The 22,286-nt window shown below is 66.1% G+C and carries 19 protein-coding genes; 4 read left to right on the top strand and 15 right to left on the bottom strand.

Annotated features, from left to right (window positions below; all coding sequences use genetic code 11):
- Positions 1 to 6 precede the first annotated feature (6 nt).
- The 3 genes from ftsY to VNN77_16955 form a co-directional block, all read right to left on the bottom strand.
- Complete coding sequence (gene ftsY, locus VNN77_16965) at positions 7 to 933, bottom strand: signal recognition particle-docking protein FtsY (protein HXG53090.1); 927 nt, start codon at positions 931 to 933, stop codon at positions 7 to 9.
- Between the two features lie 41 nt (positions 934 to 974).
- The gene (gene smc, locus VNN77_16960) at positions 975 to 4,532 is read right to left on the bottom strand and encodes a chromosome segregation protein SMC (GenBank protein ID HXG53089.1); all 3,558 of its coding nucleotides are present in this window, start codon (positions 4,530 to 4,532) and stop codon (positions 975 to 977) included.
- Positions 4,533 to 4,694: 162 nt separating this feature from the next.
- Positions 4,695 to 5,294, bottom strand: a complete 600-nt coding sequence (locus VNN77_16955; protein ID HXG53088.1) for an HNH endonuclease — start codon at positions 5,292 to 5,294, stop codon at positions 4,695 to 4,697.
- Between the two features lie 273 nt (positions 5,295 to 5,567).
- Between VNN77_16955 and VNN77_16950 the strand changes: the two genes are divergently transcribed.
- On the top strand, positions 5,568 to 7,079 hold the full coding sequence (locus VNN77_16950; protein HXG53087.1) for an Rne/Rng family ribonuclease: 1,512 nt from the start codon (positions 5,568 to 5,570) through the stop codon (positions 7,077 to 7,079).
- Between the two features lie 139 nt (positions 7,080 to 7,218).
- Positions 7,219 to 7,383 (top strand): hypothetical protein, encoded by a 165-nt coding sequence (locus VNN77_16945; protein ID HXG53086.1) that lies wholly within the window; start codon positions 7,219 to 7,221, stop codon positions 7,381 to 7,383.
- A 107-nt stretch (positions 7,384 to 7,490) separates the two neighbouring features.
- On the opposite strand, the gene VNN77_16940 is transcribed toward VNN77_16945, so the two are convergent.
- The 11 genes from VNN77_16940 to VNN77_16890 form a co-directional block, all read right to left on the bottom strand.
- Positions 7,491 to 9,233, bottom strand: coding sequence for an iron ABC transporter permease (locus tag VNN77_16940; GenBank protein HXG53085.1), 1,743 nt, complete (start codon positions 9,231 to 9,233; stop codon positions 7,491 to 7,493).
- 137 nt (positions 9,234 to 9,370) lie between these two features.
- Complete coding sequence (locus VNN77_16935) at positions 9,371 to 10,495, bottom strand: extracellular solute-binding protein (GenBank protein ID HXG53084.1); 1,125 nt, start codon at positions 10,493 to 10,495, stop codon at positions 9,371 to 9,373.
- A gap of 29 nt (positions 10,496 to 10,524) precedes the next feature.
- The gene (locus VNN77_16930) at positions 10,525 to 11,643 is read right to left on the bottom strand and encodes an ABC transporter ATP-binding protein (GenBank protein HXG53083.1); all 1,119 of its coding nucleotides are present in this window, start codon (positions 11,641 to 11,643) and stop codon (positions 10,525 to 10,527) included.
- Positions 11,644 to 11,791: 148 nt separating this feature from the next.
- Complete coding sequence (locus VNN77_16925; GenBank protein HXG53082.1) at positions 11,792 to 12,301, bottom strand: VOC family protein; 510 nt, start codon at positions 12,299 to 12,301, stop codon at positions 11,792 to 11,794.
- A 140-nt stretch (positions 12,302 to 12,441) separates the two neighbouring features.
- Positions 12,442 to 12,813 carry a DnaJ family domain-containing protein gene (locus tag VNN77_16920; protein HXG53081.1) on the bottom strand — a complete coding sequence of 124 codons (372 nt, stop codon included), beginning with the start codon at positions 12,811 to 12,813 and terminating at the stop codon, positions 12,442 to 12,444.
- The gene (locus tag VNN77_16915) at positions 12,810 to 14,054 is read right to left on the bottom strand and encodes an MFS transporter (GenBank protein HXG53080.1); all 1,245 of its coding nucleotides are present in this window, start codon (positions 14,052 to 14,054) and stop codon (positions 12,810 to 12,812) included. The genes VNN77_16920 and VNN77_16915 overlap by 4 nt, the downstream gene beginning before the upstream one ends.
- Positions 14,055 to 15,302, bottom strand: coding sequence for an MFS transporter (locus VNN77_16910; protein HXG53079.1), 1,248 nt, complete (start codon positions 15,300 to 15,302; stop codon positions 14,055 to 14,057).
- Between the two features lie 3 nt (positions 15,303 to 15,305).
- Positions 15,306 to 16,271 (bottom strand): DUF1152 domain-containing protein, encoded by a 966-nt coding sequence (locus VNN77_16905; GenBank protein HXG53078.1) that lies wholly within the window; start codon positions 16,269 to 16,271, stop codon positions 15,306 to 15,308.
- A 72-nt stretch (positions 16,272 to 16,343) separates the two neighbouring features.
- Positions 16,344 to 16,910: a VOC family protein gene (locus VNN77_16900; GenBank protein ID HXG53077.1), complete on the bottom strand. Its 567-nt coding sequence runs from the start codon at positions 16,908 to 16,910 to the stop codon at positions 16,344 to 16,346.
- Positions 16,911 to 17,001: 91 nt separating this feature from the next.
- On the bottom strand, positions 17,002 to 17,799 hold the full coding sequence (locus VNN77_16895; GenBank protein ID HXG53076.1) for an alpha/beta hydrolase: 798 nt from the start codon (positions 17,797 to 17,799) through the stop codon (positions 17,002 to 17,004).
- A gap of 47 nt (positions 17,800 to 17,846) precedes the next feature.
- Positions 17,847 to 18,554 carry an isochorismatase family protein gene (locus tag VNN77_16890; GenBank protein ID HXG53075.1) on the bottom strand — a complete coding sequence of 236 codons (708 nt, stop codon included), beginning with the start codon at positions 18,552 to 18,554 and terminating at the stop codon, positions 17,847 to 17,849.
- A gap of 165 nt (positions 18,555 to 18,719) precedes the next feature.
- Between VNN77_16890 and VNN77_16885 the strand changes: the two genes are divergently transcribed.
- The gene (locus tag VNN77_16885; protein HXG53074.1) at positions 18,720 to 20,006 is read left to right on the top strand and encodes an MFS transporter; all 1,287 of its coding nucleotides are present in this window, start codon (positions 18,720 to 18,722) and stop codon (positions 20,004 to 20,006) included.
- The gene (locus tag VNN77_16880) at positions 20,003 to 21,295 is read left to right on the top strand and encodes an MFS transporter (protein ID HXG53073.1); all 1,293 of its coding nucleotides are present in this window, start codon (positions 20,003 to 20,005) and stop codon (positions 21,293 to 21,295) included. The genes VNN77_16885 and VNN77_16880 overlap by 4 nt, the downstream gene beginning before the upstream one ends.
- On the opposite strand, the gene VNN77_16875 is transcribed toward VNN77_16880, so the two are convergent.
- Positions 21,292 to 22,254 (bottom strand): dihydrodipicolinate synthase family protein, encoded by a 963-nt coding sequence (locus tag VNN77_16875; GenBank protein HXG53072.1) that lies wholly within the window; start codon positions 22,252 to 22,254, stop codon positions 21,292 to 21,294. The two genes, VNN77_16880 and VNN77_16875, sit on opposite strands and share 4 nt — an antisense overlap.
- Positions 22,255 to 22,286: the final 32 nt, after the last annotated feature.

Here is a 22,286-nt window from a genome sequence, read left to right as displayed (position 1 = left end):
TCGGGACTACTTCTCGAAAAGGGCTTCGACGAAACGGCGAGCCTCGAAAGGCTGGAGATCCTCCGGCTCTTCGCCGACGCCGATATAGCGGACGGGCACCCCGAGGGTTTCCCGCACGGCGATCACCACGCCGCCCTTGGCCGTGCCGTCGAGCTTGGTGAGCACGATCCCGGTGATGTCTGCGGCCTCCTTGAAGACGCGCGCCTGCTGCAGCCCGTTCTGTCCCACCGTGGCGTCGAGCACCAGGAGGGTTTCGTGCGGCGCCCCGGGCAGCGCCCTCGCGATCACGCGGCGGATCTTCTTGAGCTCTTCGATCAGATGGGTCTTCGTGTGCAGCCGGCCGGCGGTATCGATCAACGCCACGTCGACGCCGCGGTTCTTCGCCGCCTCGATGCCGTCGTAGACGACCGCAGAGGGATCGGCTCCCGCCCGGTGCTTGACCACGTCGGCTCCGGCCCGCCGCCCCCACGCCTCGAGCTGCTCGATAGCCGCGGCGCGAAACGTGTCCCCGGCTACGAGCAACGCTTTCTTCCCCGCGCTCTGGTACTGGGCCGCGAGCTTGCCGATGGTGGTGGTCTTGCCGACGCCGTTGACGCCGAGGAACAGGATCACCCAGGGGCGCGCCGGAAGCGGCGCGCCGGGCGGCGGCGCTCCGCTTCCCTCGATCAGCTCCAGGATCGCTTCTTGAAGCACCGCCTCCATGGCTTCGGCCGGCGCTCCGCCGCCCGGCGGCGATTTACGGCGCAGGGCGGCCATCAGCTTTTCGGTGGCGGCGACGCCGAGATCGGCGGCGAGCAGCGTCTCCTCCATCGCCGCGAGCGACTCCTCGTCCCATCGGCGGCCCTGAAAGACCGAGCCGATCTTTTGCACCCAGGTCTCGCGGCTTTTGGCGAGTCCCTGCTTGAGGCGCTGGAAAAAAGAACTTCCCTCCATGGCTTGCTTCGGAACCGGCGGGAAAGAAGCGGCGCAGGGGGCTAGCTCATCCTCACCGAGACGATCTTGGAAACCCCGGGTTCCGCCATCGTCACCCCGTAGAGGACTTCGGCCGCCTGCATGGTTTTCTTGTTGTGCGTGATGAGAATGAACTGCGAGACGCTGCTCATCTCTTTCACGAGATCGATGAACCGGTCGATGTTCGCGTCGTCCAGCGGGGCGTCCACCTCGTCGAGGAAGCAGAACGGGCTCGGCTTGGTGAGAAAGATGGCGAACAGAAGGCTCACCGCCGTCAGCGCCTTTTCCCCTCCGGAAAGCAGCGTGATCGACTGGAGCTTCTTTCCCGGAGGCTGAACGACGATGTCGACGCCGGTCTCGAGGAAATCGTTCTCGTCGGTCAAGACGAGCCTGGCCTTGCCTCCGTGGAACAGCCGCGGAAAGACCGCCTGGAACTTCTCGTTGATCGCCTCGAAGCTCTCCCTGAAACGGAGCCGGCAGATACGGTTGAGCTTGACGATCGTGCGCTGCAGGTCGGCCATCGACTTTTCGAGGTCCTCTTTCTGCTGGCTCATGAACTGGAAGCGGGCCGACAGCTCCTCGTATTCCCCGATCGCGGCCAGGTTGACCTCTCCCATGCGTTCCAGACGACCGCGCCAGTCCTCGATCTCGGCGGCCAGCGTTTCCTCGGCCGGGAGGGATGCGTCGTCGGCCAGCGGCACGGCGGCGAGATCCACGTCATATTTCTCGCGGATGGAATCCGCCAGGTGCTGGAGCGCGACGCGCTTCTCGGCCAGCGCCACGTGCAGCCGGTTTCTTTCCTCCTGGCACGCTTCCCCGAGCGGCCGCAGCTCCCTGATCGATTCCTCGATCGCGGCGACGCGGCGGGAGGTCTCCCGGTACCGGTCGCGGTCGAGCTGAAGCCTGGCGTCCAGCTCCGCGAGGCGCTGGTGCGCGGAGGCCAGAGCTGTTTCCGCCGTCGCCAGCGCGGCAGCGGTCTCTTCGCGTTTGCGCAGAACGCCGTCGATCTGCGCGCGGCGCGCCGCGATTTGCGCCGCCGTCTCCTGCTTCAGCGCCAGACGCGTCTTGAGGGTCTGGTCGCTGTGCTCCCGTTTTTCTCCGAGCGCCGCGTTGCGGATCCGCGATTGCGTGACCTCGGCTTCCGCGCTTTCCAGCCCGCCCTTCAACGCGGCGAACGAGGCCTGCTTTTCCCCGAGCGCCGCCTCGCGCGCGGCGGCCTCCCGCCGGCACGCCTCGGTCTCGGCGCCGCATTGCGCGATCTGGTCGGCGAGGAGCTCCAGCGCGGTCGCGAGGTCGCGCTGCTCTTGCACCAGGGTGTCGATGGCGCGGCGAAGCCGGTCGGCCTCCTGCTCGGTCGCCCGCCGTTCGGTCTCCAGGCGCACGCGTTCCAGCTCGAGGCGATGAATTTCGCTCGCGAGCGTCGCCTTGCGGGTCTCCGATTCCTCGAGCCGCTCCTTGACGTCGGCCAGTTCCCCCAGCTCGCGTTCCAGGCGGGCCTGGAGGTCTGCGATCAGCTCGCGCAGCTCGCGCATGCGGCGGCGCTGCGCCAGCAGGCTCCCTTCGAGCGAGTCGCCGCTGCCTCCGGTCACCACTCCCATCGAGTCGATGACCTCGCCGTCCGGCGTGACCAGCGTGCTGTAATAGCCGTTTCGGCTCCAGAGCGCGAGGCCGGCTTTCAGATCCTTGACCAGGACGACGTCCGCGAGCAGGTATTCCGCGACTTCGCGGTAGCCCTCCTTGACGGAGATCTTCTCGAGCAGGGGCCCGACGACCTCGGCTTCACCGAGCGGCAACGGCTTGGAGCTCCGGCGGGCGAGCTGCAGCGGAATGAAGCTGCCCCGCCCCGAGGCTTCCCGCTTCAGGTACTCGATCGCTTCGACGCCTTCCTCCTGCCCGCGGACGATCACGTACTGCAGGCGGTCGCCGAGGACGGCGGTCAGCGCCTTCTCGTACGCTTCGGGCGCCTCGAGGACCTCGGCCACGAGCCCGTAGATTCCGTCTGAGGCCGGCTCCTGACGGCGCTTCTTCAGCATGATCGCCCGGACGCCTTCGTGGTAGCCTTCGTAGTTCTTCTGCAGCTCTTCGAGGGAGAGCAGGCGCGAGCGGCTCTCGTGGAGCTGCTCCTTGAGGGCGGCGATCTTCTGCTCCTGCTCCTCCCGGCTCCGGGCGAGACTCTGGATCGACGCGTTCACCTGGGCCGATTCCAGGCTCCGCTCCGACGCCTGCGCCAGGCAGCTCTCGAGGGCCGAGCCGGTCTCGGCGAGCTTTCGCTCGCATGCGGCCGCGGCCTCAAGGGCCGCTCCGTGCTCGGCGCGGCTGCGCTGGAGATCGCGTTCGATTTCCTCGCGCCGCCGCTCCTTCGCGGCCGCCTCGTTTCTCAAATGCGCGGCCCGGTTGGCCAGCTCGATCAGGGTTTCCTTGTCCCGCTCCAGCTCCCTTTGGAGCGCTTCCATCCGCGCCTGCGCCTCGGCCAGCTCGGCCTCCTTGCGGCGGAGAAAGCTTTCCTCGAACAGCGAGAGCTGGACGACGCTCTCCTTCGCCTTCTCGAGCTCGGCGATCTCCCGAGCGAGCACCTCCAGCTTCTCCTCGAGGGCGCGGAGGCTGGCTCGGGCCTCGGCTTCCGTTCCCTCGATCTGCTCCAGATCCTTGCGGTAGAAATCGATCCGTTGTTCCTGTGTCTGGATGTCGATCCGCGCCTGGTAGACTTCTTCCTGCTGGGCGCCGATTTTCTTTTCGAGCTCCATCATCTCGAGCCGCACGGCTTCGCTCTCGGCCTCTTTGGCGCGCAAGGCGGCCTGACACTCCGCCAGGCGCGCTTCGGTGTCTGCCAGCCGAGACTCGTCGAGCGCGATCTGCGCTGCGGCGCCGCGGCGCCGCAGCGCCGCCCACAGCAGCTCCTTTTCGCGCAGCTCGGCGCGTAGCGCGCGATAGCGCTCGGCTTTTTTCGCCTGCAGCTCCATCGAGCGGATCTGGCGCTCGATCTCGCGCACGATGTCGCTCACGCGCAGCAGATTCTGCTGCGTCTTTTCCAGCTTGCGCTCGGCGATGAGCTTGCGGCTCTTGTACTTGCTCGTCCCGGCGGCCTCTTCGATCAGCGCGCGGCGCTCCTCCGGCTTGGCGTTGACCAGCTCGTCGATCCGTCCCTGCTCGACGATCGAGTAGGCTTTGCTGCCCACGCCCGTTCCCAGGAAGAGCTCGATGATGTCCTTCAGCCGGCACGGCACCTTGTTGATCGAGTACTCCGATTCGCCGGAGCGGAAGAGCCGGCGCGTGACCATGATCTCGCTGAAGCCGTTGTATTCGACCGGGCCGCGGCCGTCCTCGTTGTCGAAGACTAGAGAGACCTCAGCCATGCCGGTAGCGGCCAGGCTGTCGCTGCCGTTGAAGATCACGTCCTCCATGAGGTGGCCGCGGAGGTGCTTGGCGCTTTGCTCCCCCATCGCCCAACGCAGGGCGTCCACGATGTTGGACTTGCCGCACCCGTTGGGGCCGACCACGGCAGTGATTCCCCGGGTGAGGTCCAAGGCGGTCCTTTCCGCGAAGGACTTGAAACCCGTCATCTCGAGCCGTTTCAGGCGCATTTTCGGTACTTTCGGTAGGCTTCGAGGCCGGCCGCGAGCCGTTTCGAGCGCTCGGATGGCACTATTTCATAGGGCGGTCGGGCCTGTCAAGGAAAATTACAATATAGAGGGGAGCAAAATGCAGCTCTGCACTATATATTGAATCCGACCCTGACCTGCCCGCTATTTTTCCAGAAGCTCGGTGTTCCAGTAGGAAACATCGACGGTATTGAGGAAGGGGAGCCATTCCTTGTAGCGCGACAGGCTGAAAGTTTCCTGCATGAAGGGAGTCCATTGGGGCTTGAACGGTTTCCGTATAAGCGTCATTCCGGCCTGCTGGGGCGTTCGCCCGCCCTTTCGGCGGTTGCATTCCTGACAGGAGCAGACGACGTTTTCCCATACCGAGGTGCCTCCCTGAGAGCGCGGAATCACATGGTCGAGGTTAAGCTCATGCCGGGGGAGGCGGCGGTTGCAGTACTGGCAGGTACACTTGTCCCGCGCGTAGATATTGTACCGGCTGAAGCGGACCTGGCGCTTCGGAACCCGATCGTAGCCCACCAGAAGGATGACGCGGGGCACCCGGATGACGCGGTTCACCAGCCCGATGGTCTCGTCGCGGGCCGAGACCGACAGGTCGCTCCAGCTCGCGAAATCGAAGGTCTGGTATTGCTCGTTTACCGCCCGCGCGATCCCCTGATAGAGAAGCACGAAAGCACGGCGCACCGAGGTGACGTGGATCGGCAGATAGGAACGGTTGAGAATTAAAACCTTGGTGTTGAGGATGGAGTAGGCTGGAACCGCCGCGCTATAGCTCATCTGGGTTCAAAAGGGCCGCGACCATGGCTGCGTATCGAGTCCAGAGTATCCGGCGACCCTGCCGATGTCAACCGAGGCCGTTTCGCGGGTCGCGGCTGAACTCTGCTTGCAGTCGCCGAAAATTTACACTATAAGCTTAGACGGCCGATCGTTGACGGCCGTCGATTGGATCTCCCGATGCCGAGCGGCGATCCGTCCCTGAGCCTGCCTCCCTCAAAAACACGTTTGATCCGATAAAACATGAAGCAAGAGATTTTCATCAATTCCACCCCCCAGGAAAGCCGTATCGCCATCATGGAGGACGGACTTCTCGCCGAGTTCCTGATCGAGCGGAAAGAAGAGCGGGGGATCGCGGGAAACATCTACAAGGGCAAGGTGTCGCGAGTCCTGCCGGGCATGCAGGCGGCGTTCGTCGACATCGGCATGGAAAAGGCGGCGTTCCTGCACGCCTCGGACTTCTGGAGCGGGGGGGGCGAGCTGCGCCTGATCGAGGCAGGCGAGGACGAGGCGGAAATCGAAGAGATCCCGAAACCGCCGCCGCGCCGCCGAGTGCCGCTCGAGAAACAGCTCTCCCGGGGAGAGGAGATCCTGGTACAGGTCGCCAAGGATCCCCTCGGCACCAAGGGAGCCCGGGTGACCTCGCACGTGTCGCTGCCCGGGCGCTACATGGTGTTCATGCCCAACACGAAACACACCGGGATCTCGCGGCGCATCGAAGGAGAGGAGGAACGAAAGCGCCTCAGGGAGATCGCGCAGTCGTTGCTCACCGAAGAAGGCGGCTTCATCCTGCGCACCGCGTGCGAGGGGCGGAGCAAGCGCGAGATCCAGCGTGACCTGCGGTTTCTCATCAGGCTCTGGAAACGCATCCGGGAGAAGGCCGCCTCGGCTTCGGCGCCCGCGCTCATCCATCAGGATCTGGACCTCATCATGCGCAGCATCCGGGACTTCTTCACCACCGAGACCGAGCAGGTGGTCGTGGATTCCGCCAAGGACTACCGGCGCATTCTCGATTTCGTCCGCAATTTCATGCCCCGGCTGAAATCGAAGATCATCCTTTACCAGGAAAAGGAGCCGCTCTTCGATCGCTACGGGATCGAGGAGAAGATCGAGAAGGCGCTCGAGCCCCGGGTGTGGCTGCGCTCGGGCGGCTACATCATCATCGAGCGCACCGAGGCGCTGACGGCGATCGACGTCAACACCGGGCGTTTCGTCGGCAAGCGCAGCCAGGAAGAAACCATCGTCAAGACCAACCTCGAGGCGGCGCAGGAGGTGGTCCGGCAGCTGCGCTTGAGAAACATCGGCGGCATCATCATCATCGATTTCATCGACATGGAAAAGGAGTCGAACCGCAAGAAGGTTTACGACGCCTTGAAAGAAGCGCTCAAGAAGGACAAGGCCCGGACGAACATCCTGAAGATCTCCGAGCTGGGCCTGGTCGAGATGACGCGTCAGCGCACGCGGGAGAGCCTGGAGAACCAGCTGCTGCGCCCCTGCCCGCACTGCGACGGCCGCGGGCGGATCAAGTCACCGGTAACGATCGCCTACGATCTGTTGCGTACGATCAAGAAGCAGCAGTCCATGGTGGAAAACGGCAAGAACATCGTCGTCCGCCTGCATCCCGACGTCGCCAATTTTCTCTACGACGAAACCAATAACAGCCTGGAAAACCTCGAGCGCGAGATCAATCACAAGATCATCATCAAGGTGAGCGAGGCGCTGCACCCCGAGAAATACGAGATCTCGTTCTCCTAGCAAGGCCCCGATCGCTCATGAAAACCGGCTCCCGCAACGCGCGCAAACCCGCGCCGCGGAGCTCGCGGGCGTCGTAGCGCTCGAGGCGGGTGAAGTCGGCGATCTTGCGGCGGGGCCTGGGCCGGGGCCAGGCCGGCGGATGGCCGACGGGGACAACCCAGAGGAGCCGGAGCCGCTCCGGAACACCGGACAGCCGGTGCCGAGCTTCATGGCGGCGGCCGCGAGGATCGTCTGCTGGACCGCGTTCGCCACGCTCGCCCGGAAGAGCTTCTTCCGGTCGGCGGGCTGGCGGGTTGTCAGGTAAACGTCGCGGGTGCGCGGGTCGCCGCATGCCAAGACAAGCACGCTCGCGTCACCGGGCGGGCATCCCCTCGAGCAAGCATTGCGCATCCATGCGCGCCGCTCACGGGATCATTGCACCGAAACCTGGCTGCGCCGGCCGAACCACCAGAAGAGCAGGATCAGCGGCGCCAGGACGAGCGTCATCAACAGGGTCACCGCCGAAGCCTTGTTGATTCCGCCGCCGTACCAGTAGCTCCAGATCACGGCGGGAAGGGTGACGTTGTCGTGCACGCCCAGAAAGACCGCGACCGTCAGCTCGCGGTAGACCAGCAGCGCGGTCCAGATCCAGACCGAGAGCAGGGCCGGCCGGAGCAGCGGGAACAGGATGCGGGCCGCGGTCCGGGCGTTGGAGAGCCCTGCGACGAAGGCGGCTTCTTCCAGCTCCCTGTGGATCTGCAGCAGCGACCCGTTGATCGCGCGCGTCGCGAACGCGAGGCGCGCGATGACGTACACGATCGCGATCAGCCAGACCGAGCCGTAAAGAGGCACGTGGTCGCCGAGCACGAACAGGGCGAGCAGCAGCGCGCCGATGGCGAGGATGACTTCCGGGAGCGCGTGCGGCAGGAACGCGCCGAACTCGAGGATATAGCGAATGTTGCGCCGCGAGCGGACCACGAGCCACGAGATGCAAAACGCGAACAGAACGACGAGCAGCGGGACGACCGCGACCAGGAGGGCCGTGTTCTTCAAACCGCGGATGACCAGCTCCCAGTCCATGCCGGCAAAGTGGACCAGCGAAAGGCGGCGGAACATGACCGCGGACGGAGGGGCGAAGTAGGGCGTCAGCGCGGCGTACGCGATCAGCAGAAGCGGCAAAAGCTTCGACAGGAAGGCATAGAGCGCGATGAAGCCCCAGGCGACGAACCGCCACCCGCGGAGGTCGATCGGTGAAGGGCGATAGCCCTTGCCCGTCACCACCTCGAAGCGGTGGCCCTGGCGCAGCACCTGCCCGTACCAAAGCGTGAGCATCCCGGCGATTACGATCATGAACGCGCCCACCGCGCCCGTGATGCCATACTCGGGAAGGCCGCTTCCCTGAGGATTGACCTTCAGATAGATGAAGGTGCTGAGCAGGTAGACCCGGTTTCCGAGGCCGAGGATCGCCGGGATGTCGAAGGTCGCGATGCCGATGGTAACGATGTAGATCACCGCCGCCAGGATTCCCGGGAGAGCCAGCGGAAGGGTGATCCGGCGCAGGATTCCGCCGAAGCCCATCCCATGGACCTTGGCCGCCTCCTCGAGCGAGGGGTTCATGGCGCGGAACATCTGCGCGTTGAGGATGAAAGCCAGGGAGGCGAGGCTCAACCCCTGAACGAAGCCCATGCCGACCGGGGTCGCGATGTTGATCGGCCCCTCGGTAAGGCCGAAGAGATCGACCAGCCATCGGTTGAGAATCCCGATCCGGGGATGGGCGATCAGCGTCCAGCCCATCGCGGTGTAGATGCCGGGAATCAGCAACCCGAGCGTCATGATCGTATAGACCAGCGTCTTCGCGGGAAGCGTGGTGCGCTCGACGAGCCAGGCGATCGGGAGCCCGATCGCCAGCGCGACGGCGGTGCTGGCGAGAGCGAAGACGACGGTATTCTTGATCACCCGCAGGAGGAAGGGATCGCTCAACAGCTCCCGGTAGTTGTCCAGCGTGTAGGTCGCCGCGGCCGTGCCGAAGATGCCCTTTTGAAAGCTCACCCAGAACATCATGGCGACGAAGATCACGATCAGCGTCATCGGCGCGAGCGAAATGGAGAGCAACGCCGGCGAGATCTGGATCCGCCCGCCCAGCCGTCCCGGCAATCGCAGAGTGGCTTGGCTCATGTTTCAGCGTCCAGGGTCCAACGTCCGGCGTCCGGTCGCGGTCTGCGACCTCCGGTCAAAGCCCGGCGCCGGAGGCCCTACGTCGCAGAGGCCGAACTTCTAACCTCGAACCTCGAACTTCGAACCGGAAACCGTTCCTACTTGCCCCCTTCCCGCAGGATCTTTTCCAGCTCTTTTTGGGTTTCGCTGTAGCCTTTGAGCGAGGCGAGCCACTGCGGGGTGTTGTAGGCGATCTTGCCGCCGGAGGAGCGCACCTGGTCGACCTCTTTTTTCATCTTCGAGTCCGGATAGAGATGGAGGTCCATGCCGTCGTGCTTCCAGAGCACGGCCTGGCCCTCGGGCGTGTGCAGGTAAGCCGCGAGCAGCGCCCCCGCGTTGGGAGAGCGCGAGTTCTTCGGCACGCCGGCGTAGCGGGTATGGATCACCGTGCCTTCCTTGACGACGGTGTGCGCGACCGGCGCGCCGGTTCTCTGCAGCACGTTGACGTCGTTGCCGCCGCAGGTAAGGACCAGCATCAGAAATTCCCCGCTGGTGATGCGCTCCGCCTCTCCGCAGCGCATCAGCCCGCCGATCTGCTTCGAGAGCTTCCTCACGTAGTCGATGACGTATTCACGGCCCAACAGACCCGGCATGGCGAGCTCCCGGAAGCCGGCCGCGTACGGAGTGGACGCCACTTTCCCCTTCCATTTCGGCTTGAGCACGTCGTCGAGGCTGCGCGGCACGTCATCGCCCTTGACCAGGTCCGAATTGTAGAGAACGCCGACCACCGCGCTCGCGAAAATCACCGCGACCTTGCCGGGCGCGACGGGCTCGAAACCCGGCTCCGACGGGATCTTGCGCGGCAGGATCGCCGTCCAGTCGATCGGCTTCAAGACGTTCGCTTTCATCGCGTCGAAAATCGCCTGCGAGTTTCCGAGGTAGACATCGGTGCTCGCCGGGTGTCCGGCCTCGGCCTCCTGGGCGAGCCGGAGCATGAGCCGCTGCATGTCCGGACCGGGGGTGAACTGCGATTTCAGGTTGAGCCCGTATTTCCTGTTCATTCCGGCCACGAGCTCGGCCAGGCCGGCGCTGCCTCCGAAGCTGTTCTGGGACCACTGGCCGCGAATGATCCCCTCTTTCTTCGCTCCCTCGATCATCTCGGCGAGCGGACCGGCCGCCCCGGCGTGGAGCGGCTGCACCGTCATGGCGGTGATTGCCAGCAGTGCCAGGGCGCTTGCCAGAGCCCCGGCGAGCCTGGCGTTGGACCCGAGTAGACGATTCATGGATAAGTCCTCCTGTCAGGGCGATTGGCTCAAGGATGTTGCGCGTGCTCGAGAACTTCCAAGCCGGTCTTTTGCTCCGCCGGAAACACCATCACGTCGGCGGGATCGACGCGCAGGCAGACGCTGGCGTTCGGCGTGCCGAGGACCGCGCGGTTTTTCCCGACCAGCTCGCGGTCCGACACCTTCACCTTGAAGATGAACTGGTCGCCGAGAAAAGTGCTCGATTCCAGCCTGGCCTGAAAGACGTTGGCCTCGCCGGGGGCGTGGCCGTAGGCGAACGACAGGCATTCGGGACGAAAGCCGAGCAGGACCTTCTCGCCCGCGGCGCACCCCGAGGCGGCGAGGCGCAGCTTGCCGATCTGCGATTCCGCCACGCCGGGCTCGACGATGACACCGGAGAGCCAGTTCACCGAGCCGAAGAACTCGGCTACCTCGGCGCGCGCCGGCCTGTGATAGATCTCCGCGGGAGAGCCGACCTGCAGGATCTCACCCGACTGCATCAGCGCGATGCGGTCGGCGATCGCCATCGCTTCGATCTGGTCGTGGGTCACGTAGAGGACGGTTGCGCCGAGCTGTTTGGCGAGGTCGCGGATCTTCCCGCGGACCTCCTCGCGCAACCGGGCGTCGAGGTTGCTGAGCGGCTCGTCCATCAGGAGGAGCCGGGAGTTCACCGCGATCGCGCGCGCGAGGGCGACGCGCTGCTGCTGGCCGCCGCTCAGCAGGGTAGCCGGGCGATCGGCGAGCTCTTCGAGCTGCACCAGCCGCAGGGCCTCCCGCACGCGGCTGGCCACCTCGGCGCGGGGGACGCGCTGGGCCCCTTCGGCGAGCGGCAGAGCGACGTTCTGGGACACCGTGAGGTGCGGCCAGACCGCGTAGGACTGGAACACCATTCCGAGCCCGCGTCGCTGCGGAGGCACCCAGGCGGGCGGGTTGTCGGAGGAGACGATCTCGCCTGCAATGGCGATCTCCCCGCCGTCCGGCACTTCGAGACCGGCGACGCAGCGCAACAGGGTGGTCTTGCCGGACCCGCTGGCGCCGACGATCACGAAAAATTCGCCGCCCGCAACTTCCAGGTCGAGGTCCTTGACGGCGGCAACCGCCCCGTCTCTCATGCTGAAGCGTTTCTGGAGGCGACGAATCGAGATCATTGGCTCCGCTCCCGATCTCCCGCCGCGGGCGACGGGCCAGCGGGAGCGCGCGAAACCGCCCTCGCTGCGCCGTCGAATCGAATCCCGGCGGCGCGAAGCAGCCTAGCTTGCCGCGCGCCGGAGCGGGTCAAGGCGGGACGGCATTGCCTCAATGGTATTCGACCCCGGGAAGCGGATTCGCCACCGCCTCCTCGAGGCTCGTGGCCCGCTTCCACTCCGACGCCGGGCGGCTCCGGCCATCCGTGCCGATCTGATCCATCGCAGCGTAAATCTCGATCTGGTTGCCGTCGGGGTCGAGAAACTCGATGCCCGGATTGCCTCCGGGGCCGCGCCGCCCCTCGTAGATGATCGTCACTCCTTTCGAGCGCAAAAAATCGCGGATCCTGAAGAGCTCGGAGACCGTGGCGACCTCCAGGGCGCAGTGGTCGAAGCCGACGGCTCCCTTCTTCGGGACGTGGTCGCGGTTTTCCGCCGGGGCCAGGGCGATGGTATGGTGGTCGGTGCCGCAGCGGAAGAAGACCATGCCCCGTTCGTTCCGGTCGGAGATCTTGAAGCCCATGATCTCGGTCCAGAACCTGGTGCTGCGCTCGATGTCGGTTACGTTGAAGACCACGTGGCCGATCTTCTTGATCCGGATGGGGGTTTTCTCGTCCGCCATAAGGCCCTCCTTCCCGCGTTGGCCCGCCGGGCGGAGCGGCCCGCCGGGCTGGTGGTTCTCCTATCACGGAAACAAAATCAAGGCAAAACCGATGGAGAAAGCGCAGCCGGCGCGGGAGCAAGAGCGCGACGCCGAAAGGATCAGCGCCGGCCGAAGCGGAGCAGCAGCTTTCGGTGGTAGTGGCGCGCGGCCTGCACGCTGATGGAGCGCCGCTTGAGCAAGTCGAGACGCACGAGCTTCCACTGGAGGCTCTTCGCGAGCGCGCGCCGCTCGCCCTCGTCCTCGACGTGCTTGAGGAGGTCTTCGAGCGTGTGAATATCTTTGCGCAGCTCGGCCTCCGGCGGGAGCACGCCGGCGTTCTTGAGCACGTGATAGCCGATTCGCAGGTCTTCGGGAACCCAGCTCAGATCCTCGATTTCGATCGGCTTGCCTTTGCCGGGCAGGTTGTCGAAGGCTCCCGCGCGCTGGGCCTCCAGGATCCGTTCCTCCGCGATGCGCCAGAACAGGCTCAAACCCCGCTCCTTTCGGGCGAAGCCCGCCGGATCTCCTCCGGCGGCTTCACGTCGCGAAACATGAGATAGAAAGCGACGTCGTTGGCCAATTGTAACCCGCCGCCGATGAACAAGGGAAGAGTGAGCGAGACGCTTTCCATCAAGTAGGTGGCGACGGTGGGACTGATCCCGAAAGGGACCTGGCGCGCGAGGCTGGTAACGCCGGCCGCCGAGCCCCGCTCCGCGGAGCCCACCATCGCCATCGTAAACGAGGCGCGGAGCGGGTTGTCCATGTAGGCGAAGTAGGAGCGGATCGCGAGCAGGACCGACGCGAGGCCAAAGGTCGGAGCGAAGGGAATCGCGAGGTAGAGGCTCGACGCGACCGCGTGCGAAAAGGCCATCGTTCGCACCACGCCGAGGCGGCGCGCCGCGACCGGCGCGCTCAGGAACGAGAGCGCCGCCAGGAAATAGGAGACGAAAAAGAGCAGCCCCAGGGATTTGAGCTCGACGCCGAAGCGGAGAAAAAACCAGTAGGGCACCAGCGCGCCCGCGAGCCCGGCGCCGAAATTGTCGACGACCGCCAGAAGGGACATCTTGGTGACGAACACGCCGGTCGCGCGCGATATCTTCCTCGGGGCGGCCGCGGGGCGGTGCTCCTCTCCGATCGCCCGGTAGACGAGGGCGAGAACGGCGCTCAGCACGACGGTCAGAAGGAACAGGGGCTTGTAGGAAGCGACCGCCTCCCACCCCCAGCTTTCCTGGAGATATTGCGGCAGACCGGCGGCGAGCGCGCCCACCGCGCCCATCAGGGAGCCGACGAATGAATTGAGCGCGAAGATCTGGTTGCGGTTCTCCGGCGTGCATTTTTCCGCGAGCAGCGCCTCCTCGACCGGATTGAAGGGCCCCCCGCCGGAGCCGCCGCCTCCCTGGCCGCCGGCGCCGACGTTGGCGATCACCACGGCCAGCAGGATGAAAAAGAGAGAGCTGAAAAAGATGAAAATGGCGTTCGAGACGATGGTGAGGGCGGCCAGCAGGATCAGGATCCGCCGCCGCCCGAGGCGATCCGAGAGGTGCCCCCAGGCCGCGGTCAGGAGCGCGCCGCTCAAATAGGCGACGGAGAAGACCACGCCGATCGCCAGGGTCGAGTAGCCCAGCCGGTCGAGGTAGATCGCGAAAACGACGTTGAGATACGAGAAGGCGAAGGCGCGAAGACCGCGCGACGCCATCAGCAGCCTGGCATCGCGGGGGAGCCCGGCGAGCATCTACGTCGGGACCCCGGGCGCCGCGGAGGCGGAGGCGGCGCGCTCCTCCGGCGGTTTGACGTCCCGGAAGAGATAGTAAAAAGCGCAGTCGTGGAGGAGCTGCAGCAGTCCCCCCAGGGCGATCGGCACGCTCAGGGAGAGCGCCTGCATCAGATAGGCCGAAAGCGCCGGGCTCACCGTCATCGGGACATGGCGCGAGAGGCTCGTGATTCCCGCGGCCGAGCCGCGTTCCTCGGGCCGGACCACGCCCATGAGAAACGAGCTGCGCAGGGGGTTGTCCATGTACGCGAGGAAAGAGCGCAAAACGATCAGCGCCGCGGCGCTGGGGAAACCCGGCGCGAGCGGCACGAGCATGTACATCAGTGACGCCGTCCCGTGAGAGAGCGCCATCGTTCTCACCACCCCGAGCCGGCGCGCGATCCACGGCGCCGCCAGGAAGGAAAGGGCGGCGAGAAAATACGAGAGAAAGAACATGAAACCCAGGGATTTCAGTTCGACGCCGAAGCGGAGGTAGAACCAGTAGGAGATCAGCGGCCCGGCCAGCCCGGCGCCGAGATTGTCGACCATCCCGAGGAGCGCCATCCTGGTGATCAGGCGGCCGGTGCCCTTGGAGATCTTCCTTTCGCGCGGTCGCGGCCGGTGCTCCTCGCGGATGCTGGCATAGGCGAAGATCAAGACCACGCTGAAGACGATCGTGAGCGCGAACAACGGCTTGTACGACGCCACCGACGACCAACCGCGGGTCTCCTGGAGGTACTGCGGCAGGCCGCTCACGAGCGCGCCCAGAGCCCCCATGACCGACCCGACGAACGAGTTCGTCGCGAACACGCGGTTGCGCTCCGCGGGGCCGCATTTCTCCGCGAGCAAGGCGTGCTCGACGGGATTGAACGGACCGCCCCCCTGACCGCCCCCGCCGGAGCCGCCGGCGCCGACGTTGGCGATGATCACCGCCAGGAAAATGAAAAAGAGGCGCTCGACGAAGACGTAGATCATGTTCGAGACGATGGTCAGCGCGGCGAGCAGCATCAGGATGTTTTTCCGGCCGTAGCGGTCGGAGAGATAGCCCCAGACCGCGGTCAGGACCGCGCTGCTCGCGTAGGCCGTGGAGATCACGAGGCCGACGGTCACCGTGGAATAGCCGAGCTGGTTGAGGTAGATGGCGAAGACGACGGTGAGGTAGGAAAAGGCGAACGCGCGCACTCCGCGCGAAGCCATCAACACGAGCACGTCCCGCTGCAGGGTCGCCATTCGCTACGAGCCTTGCGCGGCGCGGTAGCGCTCCCGCTCGAGATCGAGCTCGGTGCGGATGCCGAGGGCGTGCAGCGCGTCGTTCGCCTCCTCGAGCGAAGCGCTCGACCGGACCGCCCGCGCGGGCCGCGCCACGCTCTGGTACAGAACCCCCGGCGAGAGGAAAAAAGTAAGGGCGGTGAGGGGAGTGAGCTTGATGCTTCTCTGGCCGCCGCGAATCTTGCCTTCTCCCCACGCGCCGCGGAAACAATCGAGCGGGATGGCGCTCGCCTCGGTCGGAACGGTCTTGATCACGTTCTCCAGCTCCGCGGCGATCCTCGGCGTGAGCGACCAGCTTCCGAGAAAGCCGCCGGCCGCGGCTACCTTGCTGAGCGCGCGCTCCAACTCGTCGACGGTCAGCTCGCCGTCGCTCCCGTAGCCGAAAACGCCCCAGAGGGTCCGCAGGCCGCGCTCTTCCAGCTCGGCGAAGGCTGCGAGCATCACGGAATCGGCAAGCGGGCTCCGCAGTCCCGGCTCGCTGCCGTCGGCGAGCGAATCCCCGCCGACGTCGAGCCCCACGAGCAAGTCCGTCCGAAGCTCCTCGACCGCCCGCTCGATGCCTTCCACCGCGCCGCGCACGCCGCCGTTGATGTCGAGCAGCAGGACCCCCTCGCCCAGCACCGACGCCATGCGCGACTCGGCGAAATAGACCCCGCTACGGGTCCGGGTCTCGCTCCCCGCGATCCAGGCATAGGGATGGAGCACCCGGACGTTCTCGACCTCGTCCAGGCGGCGGGGCCCGGGAACCGGATCGAAGACGTAGCGCTCCCACGAGAGACCGCCGAGGCGAAAACGCAAACCGCAGAACTCCAGGAATCGCGCCGCCGCCAGCGCGCCGGCCACGTCGCCGCCGCCGCCCACGCCGATCACGAGGGCGCTGGTCGAGGCGCGAATGATGTCCTCCAGCGAACCAGAAACGGGCGGGCGCATCGGCAAAACGGTCACGCTCCCGGACGGCGGGTCATCCGGCCTGCGCCCACGCCCTTCGCCAGGCGGAGCGCGTCACGGCCGCTCCCTCTCCGGCAGCGACGTGTCCTGTCCCGGAACCGGATCGGCGATAGCCGCTTCCAGCGAGCGCGCGCCGCGCCATTCCGCCGCCGGGCGCACGCGGCCGTCGCTTCCGACCTGGTCCAGGCCCCAATAAATCTCTACGGCATGGTTGTCCGGGTCGCGGAACTCCACGGCGATCTGGCAGCCCGCGCGCCGCCTTCCCTCGAAATCGATCGGGACGTTGTGGGCGCGCAGCCGGTCGCGGGCGCGCAGCACTTCCCCCAGAGTGGCGACCTCGAAAGCGAAGTGGTGCAGCTCTTTTCCCGTCGAACTCCCGGCGCCCGCGCCAACGAGCGCGAGGCAGTGATGGTCGGTATTGCAACGCAGAAAGACCATGCCCCCGGGCATCATCGCTTCCGGGTAGACGTCGGACACCTTGAACCCGAGCACTCGGGTGTAGAACTCCGTCGATTTTTCCAGATCGCTCACCTGCAGCACCACGTGTCCCAGCTTGCGGATCTGGAACCCGATCGCGGCGGGAGGGCTCATGCCCTTGAGCTTTTCGACGTCGACAGCCATGGCCGTTCCTCCTTTCCGCCTCGTTCTATACCATTTCCCGCCTCGGCCCGCACTCGTGTCGGCGGCCGCCGGGGGGAGCCCAACGGTCGCGCTAGCTCGGTCGAGGCGGCATGAGGCCCCGGTCGCGGAGAAATTCGATCACCAGAGCGTCGAAGCCGGCGGGATCCTCGATGCAGCAGGCGTGTCCCGTTCCCGGCAAGACCCGGTGGACCGCGCCGGGAATCAGGGCGGCGGTCCGCTTTCCCGCGGCGAGCGAGTTGTCGTGCTCGCCGTTGACGACCAGCGTCGGCACCGTCATCGAAGAAAGCCGCGCCGTCATGTCCGCCCCGGCTCGGGCGCGAAAGATCTGAGCGATCGCCGCGCCGGGCAGGCGCGGGCCGCGTTCGGCGAAAGAGTCGAGGAGGTAGCCGCCGAGCCTGGTCTCGGGAAAGCCCGGAGCGACCAGCTCCCGGAGATGGCGCCGATGATACCGTTCGATCCCCGTTTCGGTGTAGCCGCGGACGCGCTCGTCGATGCCGCTGCCGCCGGCGCTGCTGCCGCCGACGAGAATCAGCGCCTTGAAAATCTCCGGGTGATCGAGGCCGAGCAGAATCGCGATCCCCGAGCCCACGCTCGCACCGGCGAGGATCGCCTCGCGGACGTTCTCCTCGCGGCAGACCGCGAGAACGTCGCCCGCCATGTCCGCAAGGGTGAACGGGCTTTCGGGCTTGTCCGAGCGGCCGTAGCCGCGGAGGTCGGGCGCGATCACCCTGAAATAGGTCGAAAAGCGGGCGATCTGGTACATCCACAGGTTGTGGTCGAACGGGTTCGCATGGACCATCACGAAGGGGAAGCCTTCGCCCGCCGTCTCGTAGTAGATTTTCAACCCGCCGGATCGGCTGTAGGGCACGGTCTGCTCGTGAAGGTTCAGGCGGCCGAACCGCCTCGATCGGAGGTCTAATCCGGCTTCCGCGGTCGTTCGCGGCGCAGCTGCTCCTTCACCTCGTCGAGCGTCATGACGTCCGCGTACTTGTGGTGCAAATCGAACAGGTTCACCTTGTGCGAGAGGGGACTCCGGTCGAACACGCACTCCTCCACGATCGAGACGTGATAGCCGAGCGAGTAGGCATCGACGCAGCTCGCGCGGACGCAGCCGCTGGTGCTCTCGCCGCAGACGATCAGGCTGTCGATCCCCTTTTGCGTGAGATGGGCGACGAGCGGCGTGCCGAAGAATCCACTCGCCCTTTCCTTGTAGATCACGACGTCGCCGGGCTGCGGCCGGAACTCCTCGCGGATCTCGAAGGCTTTCGGATCGATCTGCACGCGCTGGCGGTTGGTGGCGTAGACGGTGTCGGGGTTGACCTCCTTGCGCGTTTCGGTGGTGGTGTAGAAGATCGGGATCTTGAGCGAGCGGCAGAGCGCGAACAGCTCCTGCGTCGGCTTGATCGCGTTGTAGGCGTAGATGCCGCAGGAGCTCTTGTGTTCCTTGACCAGCTCGTGCGGGTACCTGGGGCCGCCTTCGTAGACCAGATTGTAAAGATCGATCGCCAGCAGCGCCGGCCTCTGGCCGATGTAGGTTTCGCGGTGGTACGGCGTGTAGGTTTCGAGGATTTCCGGCGTGACGACGTCTTTCCAGCAGTGATCTTCGAATTTGGGCAGCGCCATGGCGTCCTCCCGGACCGCTTTGGTTCGGTTCTACCGTTAGCCGGCAGGGCTGTCAAGGAAAGGCGCTGCGCGCCCGTGGTTTGTAACGGTGCTCGTAATCCGGTAATGTTCTGGCTCGAATTCGCCGCGCGCAGGGCCAGCGCGCGCCGCTTCGAGGGACTGGATTTGGCATCACGAGCCGAGACGCTTCCGGGGAGCACCGCGGCCGCAGCTCCCAGAAAAATCGCCTTTGCCGCGCTCCACCACCGCGATTTCCGCATCTACTTCGCCGGCACCATGCTGGCCATGATGGCCGACAACATCGAGCACGTCATCAGCTACTGGCTGCTGTTCCAGAAATTCCACTCGCCGGTTCTCGCCGGATTCGCGGTGATCAGCCACTGGACGCCTTTTCTTCTTCTTTCGGTTTACTGCGGCGGCTTGGCGGACCGTCACGATTGCCGCAAGGTCATCCAGGTCGCTCAGGTCATGTACATGGCGGTGTCGGTGGCATGGGCCGTGCTCTTCTTCACCGACACGATCGAGGTCTGGCACGCCTGCGTGCTGCTCGTCGTCCACGGAATCGCGGGCGTGCTCTGGGCGCCGGGCGAACAGCTCATGATCCACGACATCGTCGGCCCCGACGATCTGCAGAGCGCGGTGCGCCTCAACTCCACCGGGCGCCAGCTCGGAATCCTCATGGGCCCCGCGGTCGGCGGCGGGCTGATGCTGGGGCTGGGGCCGAGCGCCGGGCTGATCGTCAACGCGCTCATCTATCTGCCGCTGACGCTCGTGCTGCTGCGGCTGCCGTACACGGGCCACGCCCGGGACGGAAAGCCCGCGCGCCGGGCGATCGGCTGGAAGGACGCGGCCGCGGTCCTCCGCGAGGTCGGCGCCAACCGCCCGATCGTCACCATGGTGCTTCTCGGAGGCGCCGCCTCGCTCTTCGTGGGCAACGCCTTCCAATCGCAGATGCCCGAGTTCGCCCACGACCTCGGCGCAAAGGACGCCGATCTCTCCTACAGCGCGTTGCTCGGCGCCAACGCCGCGGGAGCGGTTGCCGGCGGATTCCTGCTGGAAGGGAAGGGCTGGCTCAAGCCCACGGTCCGGACCGCGATCGTCTGCGCGGGCCTGTGGTGCGTGGCGGTCGCGGCCTTCGCCTTCTCGTCCAGCTATCCGCTGTCGCTCGCGCTGCTGTTTTGCGCGGGCGTGCTGAACCTCGCCTTCTACTCGACCGCGCAGACGATCGTCCAGCTGCTCGCGCCGAGCCATCTCCGCGGGCGGCTGATCGGCCTGTTTTCGACCTCGACCTTCGGCCTCCGGGCCTTCAGCGGCGTCACGGTGGGCGTGCTGGGCGGCCTGATCGGGATCCACTGGTCGCTCGCCTTGAGCGCGATGGCGCTCTTCGCCGTCACCATCGTGCTCTTCGCCTTCGCGATGCCCGTCGCCGGCGAGTTTCAGGGACGCCGTTGAAGAAGGTCCTCGATTCCGGCGGCGCCGCGGCGGCGGCGCCGGGGGCGGAGCGGAGGCTCGCCTTCGCCGCCCTGCACCACCGCGATTTCCGCATCTACTTCACCGTCAGCATGCTCTCGATGATGGCGGACAACATCGAGCACGTCATCAGCTACTGGCTGCTGTTCCAGAAATTCCATTCCCCCGTCCTGGGCGGATTCGCGGTGATCAGCCACTGGACGCCCTTTCTTCTTTTCTCGGTCTACTTCGGTGCGCTGGCCGACCGGCACGACTGCCGCAAGGTGATTCAGGCCTCGCAGCTCATGTACGCGGTCGTCTCCCTGGCATGGGGCGTGTTGTTTTTCACCGACACGATCGAGGTCTGGCACGCCTGCGTGCTGCTCGTGGTCCACGGCATGGCCGGAGTGCTCTGGGGTCCGGGAAGCCAGCTCATCATCCACGACATCGTCGGCCGTGAGTTCCTGCAGAGCGCCGTGCGGCTCAACTCGACCTCGCGCCAGCTCGGTATCCTGCTGGGCCCGGCGGTGGGCGGCGGGATGATGCTCCTTTTCGGGCCGGCCGTCGGGCTGTTCGTGAACGTCATCCTCTACCTGCCGCTCGCGGCCTGGCTGGCGACCGTGCCGTATACCGGCCACCGCCGGGACGAGGCGGGGGGCGGACGCACGCAGCGCCTGACCTTGCGGGGGGCCGTCGCGCTGCTGCGCGAGCTTTCAGCCGACCGCACGATTCTGTCGATGATCGTCCTCGGGGGCGCCACGTCGCTGCTGGTGGGAAACGCTTTTCAGGCGCAGATGCCCGAGTTCGCGCACGACTTCGGCCACGACAAGCAGGACATCGCCTACAGCGTCCTGCTGGGAGCCAACGCGGCCGGTGCCGTCGTGGGCGGGCTGCTCCTCGAGGGCAGGGGGCTGCTCAGGCCCGACCCGCGGACCGCGGTGGCCTGCGCGATCCTGTGGTGCCTGGCGATCGCGGGCTTTGCGGCGTCGAGCAGCTACCTGTTGGGCGTTGCGCTGCTCTTCTGCGCGGGGCTGCTCAATCTCACCTTCCTCTCGATGGCCCAGACCCTGGTACAGCTGCTGGCTCCGGCACAGCTGCGCGGGCGGCTGATCGGCCTGTTCAACATGTCGTACAACGGCCTCAAAGCCTTCAGCGGCGTCACCGTCGGCGTCGTCGGCGGCCTGATCGGTGTTCACTGGTCGCTTGGATTGAGCGCGATGGCGCTTTTGGCGGTGATCATCGCGCTTTTTGCGTTCATGACGCCGGAGCGGGGCGCGGCGGGGCCGCGCTAGACGGCCGACGGCGCTTCGGGTTCCGCGGGCCCGCGGGCCGCGAGCGCGCCGTAGCCCTCCAGCAGCTCGCGTTGCTCGGCGGCCGATATCCCGAGCTGCGGTTTGCGGACCGCCGCCGAGCGAATCAGCCCTTGATGCCGCAGCACCGCCTTGATGCGCGCCACGGCCTCGACGATCGGCTCGCTGAAGACCAGCTCCTTCAGCCGGTCGAGCCCTTGCTGGATGGCGAGCGCGCGCGTTCCGTCGCCGGCGCGGCCGGCCGCGTCCAGGGCGGCCCATCTCTCGGTGGCGAGATTCGCCACGCCGATCAGCGCGCCGCGGGCGCCCAGGCCGTAGCTCTCCGCGACGAAGCGGTCGTTGCCGGTGAGAATCTTCATCGCTGCCTGCTCGCGCCCGAGCCGCCGCGCGGTTTCCGCGAACAGCTCGCGGTCGAAGGAAGCTTCCTTGAACGCCGCGACGTTTTTCAGCCGCGCGATGCGGCAGATCGTTTCGACGTCGTACCAGTAGCTTTTCACCGGCACCTGAAAGAGCACCAGGGGCAGCATGGTGGCGGCAGCCAGCTCCTCGAAGAATCGCACCTTGAGATCGCCGCCGACCTCGCCCCAGGCGAACAGCAGCGGCGGAAAGATCATGACGGCGTCGACGGCAAGCTTTTCCAGGTCGCGGACGAGCGCGACGGCCTCGGCGGTCGATTGCGGGGCGATGGTCGCGACGTGCACGCGACCCGCACGGCGTGCGACCCGGCCGGCGATCTCGTAAACCCGCCGTTTTTCCTCCAGCGTCAGCACCGGCCCCTCGCCGATGCGCGCGCACGAAACCAGTCCCGCGACGCCGGGGATCGCGGCGAAATGGGCCGCCAGGCGCTCCAGGCTCTCCAGATCCAGCTCGCCGGAGTCGTCGAACGGCGTGACGTGCGGAATGAACAACCCCTCGAAGCGATCGTAGACTGCGGTGGTCATCGTTGCCTCCGGCGCCGGGCGAAAAAAGCGGT

Source organism: Candidatus Zixiibacteriota bacterium, assembly GCA_035574315.1.
GTDB lineage: Bacteria > Desulfobacterota > Binatia > UBA9968 > UBA9968 > DATLYW01.
Note: the sequence above shows the minus strand (reverse complement) of the source record. Positions and strands in the feature narration are given on the sequence as shown.